Annotated in this window: 20 protein-coding genes; 12 read left to right on the top strand and 8 right to left on the bottom strand. The window is 34.9% G+C overall.

Annotation, left to right across the window (positions count from 1 at the left end; genetic code table 11):
* The first annotated feature begins 173 nt into the window (after positions 1-173).
* On the top strand, positions 174-443 hold the full coding sequence (locus J6L95_RS07170; protein WP_029071528.1) for a phosphocarrier protein HPr: 270 nt from the start codon (positions 174-176) through the stop codon (positions 441-443).
* A gap of 77 nt (positions 444-520) precedes the next feature.
* Here the strand turns inward: J6L95_RS07170 and J6L95_RS07165 are convergent, their stop codons facing one another.
* Positions 521-1,024 carry an ECF transporter S component gene (locus J6L95_RS07165; protein ID WP_287458595.1) on the bottom strand — a complete coding sequence of 168 codons (504 nt, stop codon included), beginning with the start codon at positions 1,022-1,024 and terminating at the stop codon, positions 521-523.
* 143 nt (positions 1,025-1,167) lie between these two features.
* Between J6L95_RS07165 and J6L95_RS07160 the strand changes: the two genes are divergently transcribed.
* A complete protein-coding gene (locus tag J6L95_RS07160; RefSeq protein ID WP_287458594.1) occupies positions 1,168-1,725 on the top strand; it encodes a TIGR01440 family protein in 558 nt (185 codons plus the stop codon).
* Between the two features lie 235 nt (positions 1,726-1,960).
* Here J6L95_RS07160 and J6L95_RS07155 read toward each other — a convergent pair whose 3' ends face one another.
* Positions 1,961-2,374, bottom strand: coding sequence for a hypothetical protein (locus J6L95_RS07155; protein ID WP_287458593.1), 414 nt, complete (start codon positions 2,372-2,374; stop codon positions 1,961-1,963).
* Positions 2,375-2,471: 97 nt separating this feature from the next.
* Between J6L95_RS07155 and J6L95_RS07150 the strand changes: the two genes are divergently transcribed.
* Positions 2,472-3,425, top strand: a complete 954-nt coding sequence (locus tag J6L95_RS07150) for a helix-turn-helix transcriptional regulator (RefSeq protein WP_287458592.1) — start codon at positions 2,472-2,474, stop codon at positions 3,423-3,425.
* Positions 3,426-3,435: 10 nt separating this feature from the next.
* Here the strand turns inward: J6L95_RS07150 and J6L95_RS07145 are convergent, their stop codons facing one another.
* Together J6L95_RS07145 and J6L95_RS07140 are read right to left on the bottom strand one after the other, a co-directional pair.
* Positions 3,436-3,696 carry a hypothetical protein gene (locus J6L95_RS07145; protein ID WP_029071533.1) on the bottom strand — a complete coding sequence of 87 codons (261 nt, stop codon included), beginning with the start codon at positions 3,694-3,696 and terminating at the stop codon, positions 3,436-3,438.
* A complete protein-coding gene (locus tag J6L95_RS07140; RefSeq protein WP_074686538.1) occupies positions 3,683-4,297 on the bottom strand; it encodes an HD domain-containing protein in 615 nt (204 codons plus the stop codon). Before J6L95_RS07140 ends, J6L95_RS07145 begins: the two co-directional genes overlap by 14 nt.
* Before the next feature lie 71 nt (positions 4,298-4,368).
* Here J6L95_RS07140 and ybaK point away from each other — a divergent pair, with 71 nt between their 5' ends.
* The 4 genes from ybaK to J6L95_RS07120 all read left to right on the top strand — a co-directional run bounded on the left by ybaK (position 4,369) and on the right by J6L95_RS07120 (position 8,163).
* Positions 4,369-4,857 (top strand): Cys-tRNA(Pro) deacylase, encoded by a 489-nt coding sequence (ybaK, locus tag J6L95_RS07135; RefSeq protein ID WP_287458591.1) that lies wholly within the window; start codon positions 4,369-4,371, stop codon positions 4,855-4,857.
* A gap of 116 nt (positions 4,858-4,973) precedes the next feature.
* On the top strand, positions 4,974-5,990 hold the full coding sequence (gene galE / locus J6L95_RS07130) for a UDP-glucose 4-epimerase GalE (protein ID WP_029071536.1): 1,017 nt from the start codon (positions 4,974-4,976) through the stop codon (positions 5,988-5,990).
* A gap of 179 nt (positions 5,991-6,169) precedes the next feature.
* The gene (locus tag J6L95_RS07125) at positions 6,170-7,855 is read left to right on the top strand and encodes a phospho-sugar mutase (protein WP_287458590.1); all 1,686 of its coding nucleotides are present in this window, start codon (positions 6,170-6,172) and stop codon (positions 7,853-7,855) included.
* A 44-nt stretch (positions 7,856-7,899) separates the two neighbouring features.
* Positions 7,900-8,163, top strand: coding sequence for a hypothetical protein (locus tag J6L95_RS07120; RefSeq protein WP_287458589.1), 264 nt, complete (start codon positions 7,900-7,902; stop codon positions 8,161-8,163).
* Positions 8,164-8,195: 32 nt separating this feature from the next.
* Here the strand turns inward: J6L95_RS07120 and J6L95_RS07115 are convergent, their stop codons facing one another.
* The 4 genes from J6L95_RS07115 to J6L95_RS07100 form a co-directional block, all read right to left on the bottom strand.
* Entirely contained in the window at positions 8,196-8,684 is a 489-nt protein-coding gene (locus J6L95_RS07115) for a hypothetical protein (RefSeq protein WP_287458588.1), read from the bottom strand.
* A 44-nt stretch (positions 8,685-8,728) separates the two neighbouring features.
* The gene (locus J6L95_RS07110) at positions 8,729-10,054 is read right to left on the bottom strand and encodes a CapA family protein (RefSeq protein ID WP_287458587.1); all 1,326 of its coding nucleotides are present in this window, start codon (positions 10,052-10,054) and stop codon (positions 8,729-8,731) included.
* A gap of 157 nt (positions 10,055-10,211) precedes the next feature.
* Entirely contained in the window at positions 10,212-11,117 is a 906-nt protein-coding gene (locus J6L95_RS07105; RefSeq protein ID WP_287458586.1) for an RluA family pseudouridine synthase, read from the bottom strand.
* A complete protein-coding gene (locus J6L95_RS07100; RefSeq protein ID WP_029071541.1) occupies positions 11,114-11,920 on the bottom strand; it encodes a methyltransferase domain-containing protein in 807 nt (268 codons plus the stop codon). Before J6L95_RS07100 ends, J6L95_RS07105 begins: the two co-directional genes overlap by 4 nt.
* Before the next feature lie 85 nt (positions 11,921-12,005).
* Here J6L95_RS07100 and J6L95_RS07095 point away from each other — a divergent pair, with 85 nt between their 5' ends.
* From J6L95_RS07095 to fba, 5 genes are all read left to right on the top strand, one after another.
* A complete protein-coding gene (locus tag J6L95_RS07095) occupies positions 12,006-12,266 on the top strand; it encodes a hypothetical protein (protein WP_029071542.1) in 261 nt (86 codons plus the stop codon).
* Positions 12,253-13,251: a tetratricopeptide repeat protein gene (locus J6L95_RS07090; RefSeq protein ID WP_287458585.1), complete on the top strand. Its 999-nt coding sequence runs from the start codon at positions 12,253-12,255 to the stop codon at positions 13,249-13,251. The genes J6L95_RS07095 and J6L95_RS07090 overlap by 14 nt, the downstream gene beginning before the upstream one ends.
* Entirely contained in the window at positions 13,238-13,969 is a 732-nt protein-coding gene (locus tag J6L95_RS07085) for a TrmH family RNA methyltransferase (protein ID WP_074623934.1), read from the top strand. The genes J6L95_RS07090 and J6L95_RS07085 overlap by 14 nt, the downstream gene beginning before the upstream one ends.
* Before the next feature lies 1 nt (position 13,970).
* Entirely contained in the window at positions 13,971-15,134 is a 1,164-nt protein-coding gene (locus J6L95_RS07080) for a MalY/PatB family protein (protein WP_287458584.1), read from the top strand.
* An 81-nt stretch (positions 15,135-15,215) separates the two neighbouring features.
* Complete coding sequence (gene fba / locus J6L95_RS07075; RefSeq protein ID WP_029071546.1) at positions 15,216-16,085, top strand: class II fructose-1,6-bisphosphate aldolase; 870 nt, start codon at positions 15,216-15,218, stop codon at positions 16,083-16,085.
* The last annotated feature ends 44 nt before the right edge of the window (positions 16,086-16,129 follow it).

Below are 16,129 nucleotides of genomic sequence, written 5' to 3'. Positions count from 1 at the left end.
TGTAAAAAATAGTGATAAATGGGACGATTTTAGGGAAGACTTAAATCAATGGTCATTTTTCGATTACTTATATTATTAATTTCTAAATCATAAATTAATGAAAGCGTTTAAAAATACATTGAAAGGAATCGAAAATATGATATAATAGAAATATATTTAAGGAGGAATTTTCAATGGAAAAATTTAGTTTTACAGTTATCGATCCAGTTGGATTACATGCTAGACCAGCTACTATCTTAGTTAACCAGGCAAGCAAATTTGCTTCTAACGTTAAGTTACTATATAACGGAAAAGAAGTTAACTTAAAATCAATCATGGGTGTTATGTCTTTAGGTGTTCCAACTAAAGCTACAGTTGAAATCCAGGCTGAAGGCGATGACGAAAAAGATGCAATCGATTCAATCAAGAAAGTTGTAATCGAACAGAAAGTTGCAGAAGCTTAATTAACATTATAATGAAAAAAAGAGTCGTAACGAAGAGTTGTTCATTTGAACTTACCCTTCATTACGGCTCTTTTAAATTAAGCCATAAGTTTGTCGTATTTCTTTTGTAATTGCGCTTTACGTAAGACAACAAGACCAACAACAGCGCCCATGATGGCCTGAGCAAAATCGAATGGAAGTTTTAACATTGCATATTCTGGTGTTGCATATACATAGCTTCTTCCTAAAGTATAGCCAGTAATCATAATGATCTGTCCAATAAGAAGACCAATAGCCAATCCTTTTTTGCCTTCAATCTTTCTTACCGCTAACGAAATGACGATAGCCTGAAGACCATGAGTGACTAGAGTGACAAACATTGGAGCAGGATAGAAGAATACATCGCCTAGGAAACTTCCTACGCCGCAGGCAAGGAAGGCACCAAGTGGATCAAGCAGTACAGCTGCAATGACAATGACGATATCATTAAGATAGAAATGACCTCCTGGGACAGGAATACTAAAGGTGCTTAGTACTAAGGTGAATGCCATAAATAAAGCAACAATAAACATCCATCTTATTCTTGTATGTGTGTTTTTCATAAAAATCCCTCCTTCTTGTGAAATAGATTACCATGATACTGGATATAAGAAAATAGCCAGTTTACATCAAATAATAATGGTCAGTATGCACCTTGTAAAAACAGGATGTGTGTGTTAATGTGAAGGTGAAGGAAGGTGAGGGTATGGAAAGAATATACGAAGAAATAAGTGAACAAGCAAAAATCGCAATTGAGGAACTTATTGAAGTAGGACATGTAAAAGCCGGTCAGATTATCGTAATCGGCTGCTCTAGCAGCGAATGTGTCGGAGGACACATCGGCAAGGACAGCTCTATGGACGCCGCACAGGCGCTCTATTCGAGTGTTGCCCCAGTTCTTGAAAAGAAGGGCATCTATCTTGCAGCACAGTGCTGTGAACATTTGAATCGTGCTTTGATTATTGAACGTGAAGCAGCTGAAAAGTTTGGCTATGAGGAAGTGAATGTGATTCCACAGCCTCATGCTGGTGGCAGCTGGGCAGTCAACTGTTATGAAGGTATGAGTGATCCTGTAGCTGTAGAACATATCAAGGCGCATGCTGGATTGGACATTGGGGGAACACTTATTGGCATGCATCTCAAAGATGTAGCAGTACCAGTAAGACTTGGTGTAGATCATATTGGCAAAGCCATTCTTCTTGCAGCCCGTACGAGAGCGAAATACATTGGCGGAGAACGTGCACATTACTATGTAGAAGATTAAAAGAGTCGATTCAATCGACTCTTTTTATTGATTATAAAAAATATTGGTATTAAAATATATATAATAAATAGGAGGACGTAAGAAATGACAAGTAAAAAAATCATTCATATTTGTTTTATTATCGCTGCTATTTTTCTATTTCTATATCTTGCTCCATTCGCATTATTTTTCATTGCTCCACCTCATCCTAGTATCGTCATTTTATAACATAAAAGAACCGATTGAATCGGTTCTTTTATGTTGTGAAATAGCCTGTATAATCATCTTCACTTACCATCCCTATAAAGTCGATGAAAATTCCTGTGTAAACAACTACTTCACCAATAAGAATCAGCCATCCGCCAATATTTAACAGATTGAACCAATTGCCTACCAGCTCAATATCTTTCAATATGAAAAAATGATTCAGTTGAACCGCTATTACCGCAAAGCCTCTCTTCTTGAATAGATAAAGCAGATTGGATAGTAGTGTCATCAATAAGAAATACTGGCCATGTCTTGTATGGATATAAGGTGTTGGGTTTGTTATAAACAGTGGCAATAAGCAGCCAATAACTAAAATGATATCTGACATGAATAGCGATGCAGTCAATAATTTAAAATGAATGTTTTTTATTTGAAGCTCCTGTCTATAGATTTTATCGATCATAGTATTTCCTCCTTATAATCTTATCATATAGAAGAAGTGGGACATAATAATGTCCCATTAATGATGATATAATAAAAACAGAAAGAGGGGCGGAGGCATGAAAAGAGAAAATAAGTATAATCGTATATTAGATATATTCTATAGAGCATTTAAAGGGGAAGAGTTTACCGCAAAACAGCTTTCTTTAAAGTATAATATGTCTACAAAATCAATAAAAAGAGATATAAGCTTTATTAGAAATTTCTTAGCTGAAAACAGGGAACAGGTAGGAAATGCAGAACTTGTATATAATCGTCGAAAGAAAGCTTATTCATTGGTTTTTGATCATTTTCTTTTATCAAAAGAACTGATGTCCATTGTAAAAGTGCTCATTGGGACAAGAGCGTTCAGTAAGAATGAGTTAGAAGAGATTATTCGTAAACTGAAGGGCATGACATCCTATGAAGATAGAGGAAAAATGAATGATCTTATATCCAATGAAATGTATCATTATAAGGAAGTTGTTCATCATTCAAAAAGTGTGATTGATAATATTTGGCAGCTTGTTCACATTATTGAAAACAAACATGAAATGACGATCAGCTACTTTAAACAGAGCGGAGAAGAAGTCGAAAGACGTATTCGTCCATTATCCATTGTTTTTTCTGAATATTATTTCTATTTGATTGCCTATGATATTCATCATGATGATGTGCCTCACCATTATCGTGTAGATCGTATTGTCAATATGGTAGAACATCGAAAAAGTTTTAATGCATCCTTTGATGAAGGAGAACTAAAAAGCAAGATTCAGTATATGTATCCTGGTGTTTCTAGACATATTAAATTTTCTTTTTGTGGAGATAGTGTTCAGGCTATCTTAGATAAGATTCCTACTGCTCGTATTGTAGAGAAGAAGGGGAAATCTTATATTATTGAAGCGGATGTCTACGGCAAGGGGGTTAATATGTTCTTGCTGTCTCAAGGATCATGGGTGAAGGTGCTTGAGCCTCAGGAATATGTAGAAGAGATGCGAGAAGAGATTAAGAAGATGATGGCACAGTATGAATAAAAGAACCAATCTACTCGATTGGTTCTTTTCCGTTCTGTATTCTTTTTAGATTCTGAATATATCTTTCGCGATTAAATGGTTTTCCTGTCTTGATAATTGCGAAAGATTCAACCGCAATCGCAACTGCGATTTTCTTTTTGGCATCTTTTGAAGAATAGCCATTGTTTAAAAGGAGCTGATAAGTTTCTTGTGTTTCGATTGGATTTCTTGTCTGAATCTGTTCTTCAACTCCATCTATCATAGATTCTAGCATTGTATCAGTAATCTTCATGTGTAACCTCGTTCTTTTTTATTTCTTCTAAGAAGTATGTAGCTTCCATATCGGCAGTGCTTAAGGCGAAAGCTATTGGAAACATTTCAAAAGCTTTTCCTACATTGTTGACGGGATCAGATCCAGAAAAGCCCATATGATAACGGATCGCAAAGGCTTCTTCTCTTGATAAGCGCATATAGCCACTGATCATATAGACACTCTTTTCTCCATGACCATAAGGAAGCTGATCATCAACTGTGTAGTAAGGGACTTGTACCCATTGACCATCGACTTTCTTGTTTCTTTGTTCTGTCTTGTAGAAGTCAATTTTACAGACATCATGAAGAAGAGCTATAATCGCAATTGTTTCATCGCTTGCTTTAACTTCATAGATGTTATTGACACGTGGTCTTGCAAGATAGTCTTTTAGACAGTCGTAGACTTGAAGACTGTGTTCACATAGTCCACCTTCATAGCTACCGTGAAAACGAGTGCTTGCAGGTGCAGTGAAAAAGTCACTGTGATTTTCTAGGTAAGAAAGAAAACGATCTGCGCCATTGCGCGTAATGTATTTTTTATAAAGTGCAATAAAACGTTTTTTATTCGCTTCTATATCCATATTGTTCACATCCTTGTGCTTATTATAACATTTTTTATAGAAGTCGTGTATAATATCAGCGGGTGATATTTATGGCAAAGAAAAAAGCAGTAAAAACAAATGCCTTGAGACTTCTTGATCGTGATCATGTTTCTTATCGTGTAGAAGAATATGATTATGATGAAGAACATCTCTCAGGTGAACATATTATTGATCAAGTAAGCTTAAATGGAGAAGATATCTATAAGACATTGGTATTGCAGTCAGATGATGATCGATCTTATCTTGTTTGTTGCATTCCAGTATTGGAAAATATTGATTTAAAGAAGCTTGCTAAACTTTCAGGATATAAGAAAGTAGAAATGATTCATATGAAGGATCTTCTTAATGTAACTGGATATATTCGTGGTGGATGTTCTCCAGTTGGTATGAAAAAACAGTATCCAACATATTTTGATGAGTCTATTTTACGAGATCGAGAAATCGCACTTAGCGCCGGTAAGAGGGGCTATCAGATGATTATTAATGCGAATGATATCGTAAAATATACAAATGCAAAAGTGGGACCAGTATTGAAGTAGCGCCTAATTTTAGTTTTTTCAAGACTTGATATTATAAATATATGATTCTATAATTAAATCTATAAGAAAATTAAGACTATAATTAAATCAATAGGAAAAAGGATGGTACTAAAACTATGAATGTATTATTAGCCGGAGGAGCCGGATATATCGGTTCTCATACAGCTGTTACTTTAATTGAAGCAGGTCATAATGTTGTGATTGTGGATAATTATGATAACAGTTGTGAAGAAGCAGTAAGAAGAGTTGAAGAGCTTACTCATTCCACTATTAAGCATTATGAAGCTGATGTAAAAGATCATGATGCATTAGATCGCATTTTTAAAGAAAATGATATCGATTGTGTCATTCATTTTGCAGGATTAAAGGCAGTAGGTGAATCTGTAGAAAAACCTGTTGCTTATTACAGAAATAATGTTGATACTACATTGACATTACTTGAAACTATGAAAGAAAACAATGTTAAGAACATTGTCTTCTCATCAAGCGCCACTGTATACGGTGCTGAAAATGCCTCACCACTTAATGAAACTATGAAAAAGGGAACATGTACTAACCCATATGGATGGACAAAATGGATGATGGAACAGATTTTAGAAGATGCAGCTAAAGCTGATGATGAATTATCTGTTGTCATTTTGAGATACTTCAACCCAATTGGTGCACATCCATCAGGCAGAATTGGTGAAGATCCTCAGGGTATTCCTAATAACCTTATGCCTTATGTTTCCCAGACTGCCGTTGGAAAGAGAGATCATTTAACTATCTTCGGTGATGATTATGATACACCAGATGGTACATGTCTAAGAGATTATATTCATGTTATGGATTTAGCTGAAGGTCATGTTAAGGCTGTTGAATATGCGTTAACAAGAAAAGGTACAGATATTATTAACTTAGGTACAGGTACACCATATTCAGTATTGGATATTGTTCATGCGTTTGAAAAAGCAAATGATTTAACTTTAAAATATGAAATTGGTCCACGTCGTGCAGGGGATTTAGCAGTATGTTACTCTAACGCTGATAAGGCTGCTGAAATTCTTGGATGGACTGCCAAGAGAAATCTTGAAGATATGTGTAGAGACTCTTGGAATTGGCAAAAGAATAATCCTAATGGATACAAGAAATAGTGGTGAATATTCATCACTATTTTTTTAAAAATTTAATAAATAAAATTTATTTTGAAAAAGAAATAGTATGATGTTTTCATAGTATTTTTCTATATAATAATAATATGAAAACACAATGAAACCGATTTCTATTTATTTGATAAAGGAAGTTTGTTATAATATCTCTAGAGGTGACACAAATGGATTATAGAGAAAATTATGAAAAATGGTTAAGCTTTGATGGACTTGATGAATCTTTAAGAACAGAACTTAAAGGTATGGATGAAGCAACTAAAGAAGATGCATTCTATAAGAATATTGAATTCGGTACTGCCGGAATGCGTGGTCTATTAGGTGCTGGTACTAACAGAATGAATATCTACATGATCAGAAAAGCGAATGTAGGTTATGCAAAATGGATCCTTGAACAGCCAAATGGTGCTGAAAGAGGTGTAGCAATTTCTTATGATAATAGACATATGTCTTATATCTTTGCTAATGAATCTGCTAAGGTTTTAGCTGGATTTGGTATTAAAACTTATATTATGGAATCATTGAGACCAACTCCTGAATTATCGTTTGCGGTAAGACATTTAGGATGTGCTGGTGGTATCATGATTACTGCTTCTCATAACCCTGCAGAATATAATGGATATAAAGTATATGATGATACTGGATGTCAGTTGATTCCTGAATGGGCTGATCAGGTAACTAAGTACGTTGAAGAAGTTGAAGATGAATTAGCTGTCAAGGTACCTAGCAGTGATGAAGCTTATGATTATATTAACTGGGTTGGAGAAGAAATTGATGAAGCTTATTATGAAGCAGTTAAGGGTTGTGAAATTAATCCTGGCTTAGATAAGTTTGATTTCAAGATTGTTTATTCTCCTCAGCATGGTGCTGATAACTGGCCAGTTAGAACTGTATTAAAAGATTTAGGATATGATATTGTACCTGTATTATCACAGTGTGCTCCTGATCCTGATTATTCTAATACAAAATCACCTAACCCTGAAGTTGAATCATCTTATGATGAATCAATTAAACTTGCTAAAAAGGTAGATGCTGATGTAATCGCAATTACTGATCCAGATGGCGATAGACTTGGTGTTGTTGCTAAACATAATGGTGAATATGTACTTATGTCTGGTAACCAGAGTGCAGCTGTTTATCTTGAATATATTCTTTCTCAGTTAAAAGAAAAAGGAAAACTTCCTGATAATGCAGTTATGTACAATACAATCGTTACTTCTGATTTAGGTGAACTTGTTGCTAGAAGCTATGGTGTAGATGTTGAAAAGACATTAACTGGATTTAAGTTTATCGGTGATAAGATCAGAAAATATGAAAAGACTGGTGAAAAACAGTTTATCTTTGGTTATGAAGAATCATATGGTTGTGTGGTTAAAGATTTTGTTAGAGATAAAGATGCTGTACAGGCTGTATTATTGGCTGCAGAATGTGGAAACTACTATAAGAAGCAGGGCAAGGATCTTATTGATGTATTAAATGATTTATATGCTAAACATGGTACATTTAAAGAATCACAGATCGCACTTGCTAAAGCTGGTGTTGAAGGTGCCAAGAGAATTGCTGAAATTATGGATAATCTTCGTAAAGATGCCCCAACTGATATTGCTGGAGTAAAAGTTACTTTAGCTGAAGATTATGCTAACAGCACACGTAGTGATGGAACTACAATTGATCTTCCAAAGTCTAATGTATTAAAATATTATCTAGAAGATGGAAGCTGGATTGCTGCTAGACCATCTGGTACTGAACCAAAATGTAAATTCTACTTCTCTATTAAGGGAACAGATGCAAATGATGCCTCTCTAAAGACTGAGAAGTTCCAGAAGGCAATGATGGAAATTATTGGTGAATAATAAAGAGTCAACATTTGTTGACTCTTTTATAAACGGAGTGCTTTATGAAAAATATAAAGACAGTACAGACTTTGATGGATATTCTTCCACAGACTTGGCTGGTGCTAGCTATTATTGCGATCTTCTTCTTTGTAACTGGCAATAAGTTCAGTGCATATATTATCATTTGTGCAATAGCATTAATGGTTGTAACTTATATTGTATTATCATTATTCTATTGGCGTTGTCCTCATTGCCAGCAATATCTTCCATTGAAACATGCCGGCAAGATCACGCACTGTCCTCATTGTCATAAGCCGATTAAATAAAAAACTGTGACGAAATGTCACAGTTTTTTTGTTTAGCTTCTTCTTGAAATGGAGCGTCTAAGTAAAGCAATATCTACCCATCTTGTTGAGAATCTAAATGACTTTTGTGCGTAGACAAATGTCATTTCTCTACGATTGTTTAAGTCAACTTTCTTCATCTTACGATAATCTACAAGAAGACGTCCAATCAATACATTCTTCTTTCCAACTAATACAATATTGGCAATCTGGAAGGCGTATAGAAGTGATGCTAGAGCTACGGTACTAATACCATTAAGATACAAGTTTGAGCCATTTAAGGCACTATGAATACCGAAAGCTGCGCCACCGATTACGAGAAGAATATATAAGATTGTAATAATGATATAGAATGCTTTACCAGCAGTTGTAAGACATATTTTAAGTGAATGATCTTTCCTTTTTGCTTTAATCATTGTTACGAGAACATTGATAATCATGTATGTAAAATATGCCGTTACAATAACCATTAATGTTGCTAAAACTGGATAAAAAGTTCTCATTGGTTGACTCCTTTCCGCTATATATAATTATATATCGAAGTCATTTAAACATCAATTGTGAATTGTTTAATAACACGCTTAGTTGATGCTGTTAGAGAAGCTTTTGTAACTTTAGTAGAAGATTTATTCAAGATATGCTTTTTCGCAAGTTCATCATTGTAATCTTTTACTTTGTAGACTTTCATGTTTGAAATATCATTGATTACCCCAGAAGAAATACCGCTTGCTTCAATATGAGTAAAGAGTGGTATCCATTCAACATTGCTGATGCTCTTTACATTATTCTTCTTAGTAAACTTGCAAGACAGCATTCCACCAAGAAGACGAGCTTCAGTTGTCTGGGCTGACATAAAGTTACCTAGTGAATAAGCAACTAATGTCTTATGACCAGCAGCACTTGTAAGCCACTGCATCTTCTGAATGACATGAGGATGTGTTCCTATTACCACATCAGCTCCTGCCTGATTAAATATTTTTGCATAAGTATCTTGAAGTACATTGGTTGTTGAAGTATATTCAATACCCCAATGGGCACTTACAATGACGAAGTCCGCATTAGCTTTAGCTGTCGCAATTTCTTTTTTGATTAATGCGGTATCGAACAATTTAACATTATAACGGTTAGTACTTGATCTGTTTGTACCAAATGTGTAAGAAAGGAATGCAAATTTCAATCCGTTCTTTTCAATATAGTTGATTGTGTCATAGTCGCTCTTATTAGTTGAAATACCTAATAACATCATTTTCTTTTGTGCCTTAAATAAGGAAATCATATGAGCAACACCAGATGCACCTTGATCTAATGTATGGTTGGTATTGGCATTGACTACATCTACTCCTAAGCTAGATAAAGAGTTCATCATCGCATCAGGGGTATTGAATTTTGGATATCCTGACGGAGTACCGCCACCCATGATTGTTTCCTGATTAATAAATGATAGATCCGCATTCTTTAAATCAGACTGAATAGGGGAATAGATGCTAGAAAAGTCATAGTCATTTGGAGAACCGGCCATCTTATTGGCATATTTATAGGCACTCTCATGAACGACATTGTCACCTACTGCCTTAAAGTTAACTTCAAACGATGGGGCAGCTGGGGTTTTCTTTTTAACAGTCTTCTTCTTAACTGTAGTTGTTACACTAGGTTTATCCTGAAGCACTGAAACAATTGGTTTTACAATAAAGCTATTAATACTAAACAGGAACACAAATATTGCTGCTAAAAAGATTGTAAGATGTTTATAGTTAAGTCGTTTGGCATAGAATGCGAGCTTTCTCATCCTTCTATGTCTACGTTTTGCACGAGCACGCTTGCGCATAATACGTTCACGTTCTCTACGCGTCATTTTTCTTCTTTTCTGGTTCATCAAAAAACTCCTTCATAAGATGTTTCATCATATCTTAATATATAATAACACAGGGTCTTAAAAAAAGATTGTATAAAGTCGTAAAAAAGATTAATTTTTCTTTTAATTTTAAGGTATATTTTATTAAAAATAAGAGGATTGAGTTTAATCAATCCTCTTATTTTTTAAATAATACTCTTAAATCATTAGGAATACGTGATTCAATTTCTACTTGTTCACGAGTAAGTGGATGAGTGAAACTGATCTTGAAGGCATGCAGTGCCTGACGTGGAACAAGGTGATCAAGTTCGTTGAGTTCTTTGCTGTAAAGTGGATCTCCAATAAGAGGATGTCCAATGTTAGCTAAGTGAACACGAATCTGATGACGTCTTCCAGTTAAAAGATGACATTGTACTAATGCATAATCATCGTAGTTATGAATGCATTTATATTGAGTAACTGCTTTTACACCTGAAGAAGAGACACGCATCTTGTTGCTATGACGGTTACGCGCAATTTTTTGAGTGATGGTATAAGTCTTCTTATTAGGAAATCTCCCTTTAACAAAGGCCATATACTGTCTTTCAATCTTCTTTTCAGCGAGCTGATGATCAAAGTATGGCTGAAATAATGCGCTTTTGACATAGATGACAAGCCCACTTGTATCATCATCTAGACGATGAATGTAGCGTACTGGAACATTTAATTTATGTTCCTTATAGTAGCGGCTGACATAATGAGAAAGAGAATGTGTATCCTCTTTAGATGATGGATAAACAGGAAGTCCTGCTGGTTTATCTACTACAAGAACGAGATCATCTTCATAAAGGACATCTAGATCTCCTTTAACTGGAGGATACATGCCATCATCATCTTCATAGGCTCTGATTAAAAGAACATCTCCAGTATGCAATGTGGCATCTCTGACATATTCTTTATTTAATGTATAGGCTTTATCCTGATGAAGAAGATGAACAGCTTTCTTTGAAAAACAATAGTCCTTAAAGAAATCGCTTAATAGTTTTCCATTATAGTTTTCATCAATGACAATACGAAGATTGTTCTTTATTTTTCTAAATTTCATGGTCTATAGACAGTGATACGTAAATCAATGGTTACATCCAATCCTTGGAGTGTATCCAATACGGATCTTTTCTCTTTCTTAATATGGTAGTAGTGCGGTGTCATCTTTAATAGGTTTAATGCATCTTCTCTTTTAGGAATAGAAATTGTTTTCTTGAAGTCGTAGCTTTCTAGTACTTCAAAAGGAAGACGGATAAACTTATCTGATTTGACTTTAACTTCATCATAAATCAAATGTTTGATTTCAATAAGATGACCACGGTTGGCTGTTACATGGATCATGTAGCCATCTTCTTTTAATGTTCTAACAATTTCATCCTTGTTTACAACAGTAAATAAGGCGGTGATGACATCCAATGAATGATCATTGATAGGAATGTTCTTAGAATTACCGACAATCCAATGAATATCCTTATCATAACGTGTTGCCATATTGATAGCTTCTTTAGAAATATCTAATCCATAGTAAGTATGGTCATTACCGAGAAGCTGTTTCATACGATATGTGTAGTAGCCTTCTCCACATCCTAGATCAAGTATTTCCATATGTTCTTTCTGATGTGCCTTGATGTAATTGACAACTTCATTAAGAATTGGATCATAGTGTCCAGTGTTGAGGTAGGCCTTTCTAGCAATAAGTGATTCTTTTGAATCACCTGGGTTGTTTTTTGATTTATCAGGATTTAACAATAAATTGATATATCCTCTTTTGGAGATATCATAGCTATGATGATCTTCACATTTATAAGTCTTGCCATCAAGCATAAGTGGCTTATGGCATTTTGGACATGCTAACTGGTTCATAATACACCTCTTTTCATCCGCATTATATCATGTTTTAATTTGTTTTCAAATGAAGTATAATAGTGAACGAGACGGAGGGTGGAAAATGAAGATTATTAGAGATTATCGTATCGATTATGAATTGCTTTTCACTCAGCAGTATCGTTCTTTTCAGGTGATCTATGGTCAATATCTTGAAGAGAAGGATGTGTTTGTCAAGAAGTCATTGCTGAAGCTGTTATTGGTAAAATGTGATGAACTTATTGCATGTATTGATAAGGGGGCAGAAGAAGATCGAGAAGAGATACTTCTGCATCGTAAAAATATTTTAAAAGAATTGAAAGGGCTAAATAATGAAAATATATAATACAAAAATAAAAGATATTATTCTTAACATTATTGAGCAGCATACACAGTTGATTCTTTGGGAAAAAGAGCATTTTGAAGAAGTGATTAATGAATATTCTGTTCATTATTGTGAAGAATGCTATCTAATAAATAAAGCAATTGAGATAGGACTATTTGAGGTACTATTGCTAAATAGACATATTCCTTATGAAGAACATATTGAGATGTTAAAGATCACTGATGATCTTAAGGAAGAAGAAGCATTATTCATGATTTCTATCATGGACCGTGTCATCAAAGAAAACGAGTGGTTTATTCAGGTTGTCAATATTGAAGAAGCAACTAAGAAAGCTTTGGAAGAATGTCGAGCAAGAGATCTTCACGTGATAGCACTAGCTTATTATGATGGGCTAGGAACACAGCAGGATTATGAGAAGGCCTATAATCTATTCCTTAAGGCAAGTGAGTATGGTGATGATAAGGCCTACTATTATTTAGGATATATGAACGCCAATGGACTTGGTGTAGAAACAAATAGAGAACAGGCTCTTGCTTTCTATAAAGAAGGCGCTAAGCTTGGTCTTTCTGATTGTCAGTATGTTTATGCACATATGACAAAAGATATTGATCTTCATGAAAGTGAAGATCCACGTGCACTTTATGAAGTAGGAATGCAGGATTATCAAAAAGGAAATTTCAAGGAAGCTTTTGCAAGTTTTAAGAAAGGGTCCTTGATGTATGATGCAAAGTGTCTTTATATGTTAGGAGAACTTTGTTTAGCTGAAGAGAAAGTAGATGAGGGTATCAGATATTTATCTTATGCCTACTACTTATTTGATAAAGAGGCAGCCTATTCTTTAGGAATGCTTTTCATGGAAGGTGATTTTGTGGAAAGAAATATTACGAAGGGCGTACGTTTTCTTCGTCAGGCAGAAGAATGGGGACATGATGGTGCAAGTGAACTACTAGAAAAATTAAGAGGGAAACAAGATGAAGATTTATAAAAAAGGTGCAGATGCATCATATACATTGGGAGTATTTCCAACTATAGAACTATTGAAGAATCAGCCTGATCTCGTTAAAAGAGTGGTTGTACATTCTTCTATTGAAAAGAATAAAGGATATCCTTTAATTAAGGAATTATGTGAAAAGCATCATATTGCTATTGATGTACATGATGCAACAATCAAGAAGCTTTCTCCTAAAGGGAACTGCTATGCTATTGGGGTATTTCATGTCTATGAAAAGAATCTAGAAGAAGGCAATCATGTGGTCCTTGTCAATCCGATGGATATGGGAAATATGGGGACAATCATGAGAACAATGCTAGGTTTTGGCATTAAGGATTTAGCAATCGTCAGACCGGCGGTTGATATTTATGATCCTAAGGTTGTAAGAGCCTCAATGGGAGCTATTTTCTCTTTAAGAGTGAAGTATTATGAGTCTTTTGAGGATTATCATAATGAATATGGTCATCATGAAATCTATCCATTTATGTTAAAGGGCGCAAAGAATATTCATAAAGTCAAGCCAACTGGAAATTATTCATTGATCTTTGGCAATGAAAGCAGTGGACTAGATGACAGCTTCTTAAACTATGGACAAAGTGTATTTATTCCTCATACTGAGTTGATTGATTCATTGAATCTATCACAGTCATTAGGAATTGGGTTATATCATTTCACGTCAGCACAATTTGAAGATAAAGAGGTACTAAGATAATATGTACGATTTTGATACAGTCATTTCACGAAGACATACCGACAGCATGAAATGGGATGGCGGTCACAATAAAGATGAAGATATGATCAAGATGTGGGTCGCTGATATGGACTTTAAGGTGTTGCCAGATATCACAGAAGCACTTCATGAAAAGATTGAAGAAGGAATCTACGGATACAGTATGGTTCCTGAATCTTACTATGAAGCAGTTGGTAACTGGATGAAAAGAAGACATGATTTTCATGTAGAAAAAGAGTGGATGGTTTTAACAAGCGGAGTTGTTAATGCAATCAACTTGGCAGTAAGAGCCTATTCAGAAATTGATGATCATATCATGATCTTAACACCGGTCTATTATCCATTTAAGAATGCTATTGTAAACAATAAAAGAAAGGCAGTAAGCCTTTCTCTTGATTTTAAAGAAGATCACTATGAATTAGATTTTGATTTATTTGAAAAGAAGATTATAGAAGAAAATGTAAAGATGCTGATATTCTGTAATCCTCATAATCCAGTAGGGAAAGTCTGGACAAAGGAAGAGCTGTTAAAGATTGGAGAAATCTGTCTTAAACATCATGTCATTGTTGTTAGTGATGAAATACATATGGACTTTGTCTATGGAGAAAGAAAGCATATTCCTTTCTATGAAGCAGATCCACGTTTTAAAGATATCAGCATTGTGGCTACTGCTGCCTCTAAGACTTTTAATCTTGCAGGACTTCAGACAAGTACGATTTTTATTGCCAATAAGGAGTTAAGAGAGCTGTTCAAGAAAGAACAGCTTGCAACAGGAATGTTTACGCCTAATGTCTTAGGCTTGATTGCTACGATGACAGCCTATGAAAAAGGTGATAATTGGGTTGATGAGATGCTTTCTTATGTAGAAGGTAATATCAACTATATGGAATCATTTTTAAAGAAGAATCTACCAGAAGTAAAGATGATCAGACCTGAAGGTTTATATCTAGTATGGGTGGACTTTAGAAATTGGCATATGAGCGGCAAGGAACTAGAACGTTTTATGTTAAAAGAAGCTAAGCTCTGGCTTGATGAAGGCTATATTTTTGGTGAAGAAGGAGAAGGCTTTGAACGATTTAATTTGGCTTGTCCTAGAGCAATATTAGAAAAAGCATTGAATCGTATAACTGTTAGCGTTTCCAAATAATAAAATTTAGTGATATCACTTTCAAATTTAAATAAAAAAGTGTATGATGATTCTAGAAAAAGAAAAAGGAGAGATTAGAAAATGGGATTAGTATCCGCAAAAGAAATGATCGATAAGGCCTTAGAAGGTCATTATGCAATTGCTCAGTTCAACATCAATAACTTAGAATGGACTAAAGCAATCTTATTAGAATGTGAAGAGTTAAAAGCTCCTGTAATCTTAGGTGTATCTGAAGGTGCAGCTAAGTACATGACTGGTTTCAAAACAGTTGCTGCTATGGTAAATGCAATGGTTGAAGCTTTAAACATCACTGTACCAGTAGCTTTACACTTGGATCATGGATCATATGAAGGAGCAAAAGCTGCATTAGAAGCTGGTTTCTCTTCAATCATGTTCGATGGTTCTCATTATGATATCGATGAAAACATCGCTAAAACAAAAGAAATGGTTGAATTATGTCATTCAAAAGGTGTTTCTCTTGAAGCAGAAGTTGGTGGCATCGGTGGAGAAGAAGACGGTGTCGTTTCAACTGGTGAATGTGCAGATCCAAAAGAATGTGCTTCAGTTGCTGCATTAGGTGTAGACTTCTTAGCATGTGGTATCGGTAACATCCATGGTAAATATCCTTCAAACTGGGAAGGTTTACAGTTTGATGTATTAGGTAACATCAAAGAAGCTATCGGACCTAAGATGCCTATGGTATTACATGGTGGTTCTGGTATCCCTGATGAACAGGTTAAGAAAGCAATTTCTTTAGGTGTATCTAAAGTTAACGTAAATACTGAATTACAGTTAGTATTTGCTGCAGCTACTAGAAAATACATCGAAGAAGGTAAAGATCAGCAGGGTAAAGGTTACGATCCTCGTAAATTACTTAACCCAGGTTTCGAAGCTATCAGAGCTGGTGTTAAAGACAGACTTGAATGCTTCGGTTCAATCGGTAAAGCATAATAATTTATCGTGTATACTAAAGAGCAGGCTTAAGGGCTTGCTCT

Source organism: Kandleria sp., assembly GCF_017934775.1.
GTDB lineage: Bacteria > Bacillota_I > Bacilli_A > Erysipelotrichales > Coprobacillaceae > Kandleria > Kandleria vitulina.
The sequence above is the reverse complement of the archived record's forward strand: the minus strand, read 5'-3'. Positions and strand labels throughout refer to the sequence as shown.

Bases quoted from the DNA above. Each gene is read 5' to 3' on its own strand.
- J6L95_RS07115 (WP_287458588.1), bottom strand. From the start codon at position 8,684: ATGAGAACTTTTTATCCAGTTTTAGCAACATTAATGGTTATTGTAACG.
- J6L95_RS07090 (WP_287458585.1), top strand. From the start codon at position 12,253: ATGAAAATATATAATACAAAAATAAAAGATATTATTCTTAACATTATT.
- J6L95_RS07125 (WP_287458590.1), top strand. From the start codon at position 6,170: ATGGATTATAGAGAAAATTATGAAAAATGGTTAAGCTTTGATGGACTT.
- J6L95_RS07085 (WP_074623934.1), top strand. From the start codon at position 13,238: ATGAAGATTTATAAAAAAGGTGCAGATGCATCATATACATTGGGAGTA.
- J6L95_RS07100 (WP_029071541.1), bottom strand. From the start codon at position 11,920: ATGAACCAGTTAGCATGTCCAAAATGCCATAAGCCACTTATGCTTGAT.
- J6L95_RS07095 (WP_029071542.1), top strand. From the start codon at position 12,006: ATGAAGATTATTAGAGATTATCGTATCGATTATGAATTGCTTTTCACT.
- J6L95_RS07110 (WP_287458587.1), bottom strand. From the start codon at position 10,054: ATGAACCAGAAAAGAAGAAAAATGACGCGTAGAGAACGTGAACGTATT.
- J6L95_RS07150 (WP_287458592.1), top strand. From the start codon at position 2,472: ATGAAAAGAGAAAATAAGTATAATCGTATATTAGATATATTCTATAGA.
- ybaK (WP_287458591.1), top strand. From the start codon at position 4,369: ATGGCAAAGAAAAAAGCAGTAAAAACAAATGCCTTGAGACTTCTTGAT.
- J6L95_RS07080 (WP_287458584.1), top strand. From the start codon at position 13,971: ATGTACGATTTTGATACAGTCATTTCACGAAGACATACCGACAGCATG.
- galE (WP_029071536.1), top strand. From the start codon at position 4,974: ATGAATGTATTATTAGCCGGAGGAGCCGGATATATCGGTTCTCATACA.
- J6L95_RS07140 (WP_074686538.1), bottom strand. From the start codon at position 4,297: ATGGATATAGAAGCGAATAAAAAACGTTTTATTGCACTTTATAAAAAA.
- J6L95_RS07165 (WP_287458595.1), bottom strand. From the start codon at position 1,024: ATGAAAAACACACATACAAGAATAAGATGGATGTTTATTGTTGCTTTA.
- J6L95_RS07170 (WP_029071528.1), top strand. From the start codon at position 174: ATGGAAAAATTTAGTTTTACAGTTATCGATCCAGTTGGATTACATGCT.
- J6L95_RS07145 (WP_029071533.1), bottom strand. From the start codon at position 3,696: ATGAAGATTACTGATACAATGCTAGAATCTATGATAGATGGAGTTGAA.
- J6L95_RS07160 (WP_287458594.1), top strand. From the start codon at position 1,168: ATGGAAAGAATATACGAAGAAATAAGTGAACAAGCAAAAATCGCAATT.
- fba (WP_029071546.1), top strand. From the start codon at position 15,216: ATGGGATTAGTATCCGCAAAAGAAATGATCGATAAGGCCTTAGAAGGT.
- J6L95_RS07105 (WP_287458586.1), bottom strand. From the start codon at position 11,117: ATGAAATTTAGAAAAATAAAGAACAATCTTCGTATTGTCATTGATGAA.
- J6L95_RS07120 (WP_287458589.1), top strand. From the start codon at position 7,900: ATGAAAAATATAAAGACAGTACAGACTTTGATGGATATTCTTCCACAG.
- J6L95_RS07155 (WP_287458593.1), bottom strand. From the start codon at position 2,374: ATGATCGATAAAATCTATAGACAGGAGCTTCAAATAAAAAACATTCAT.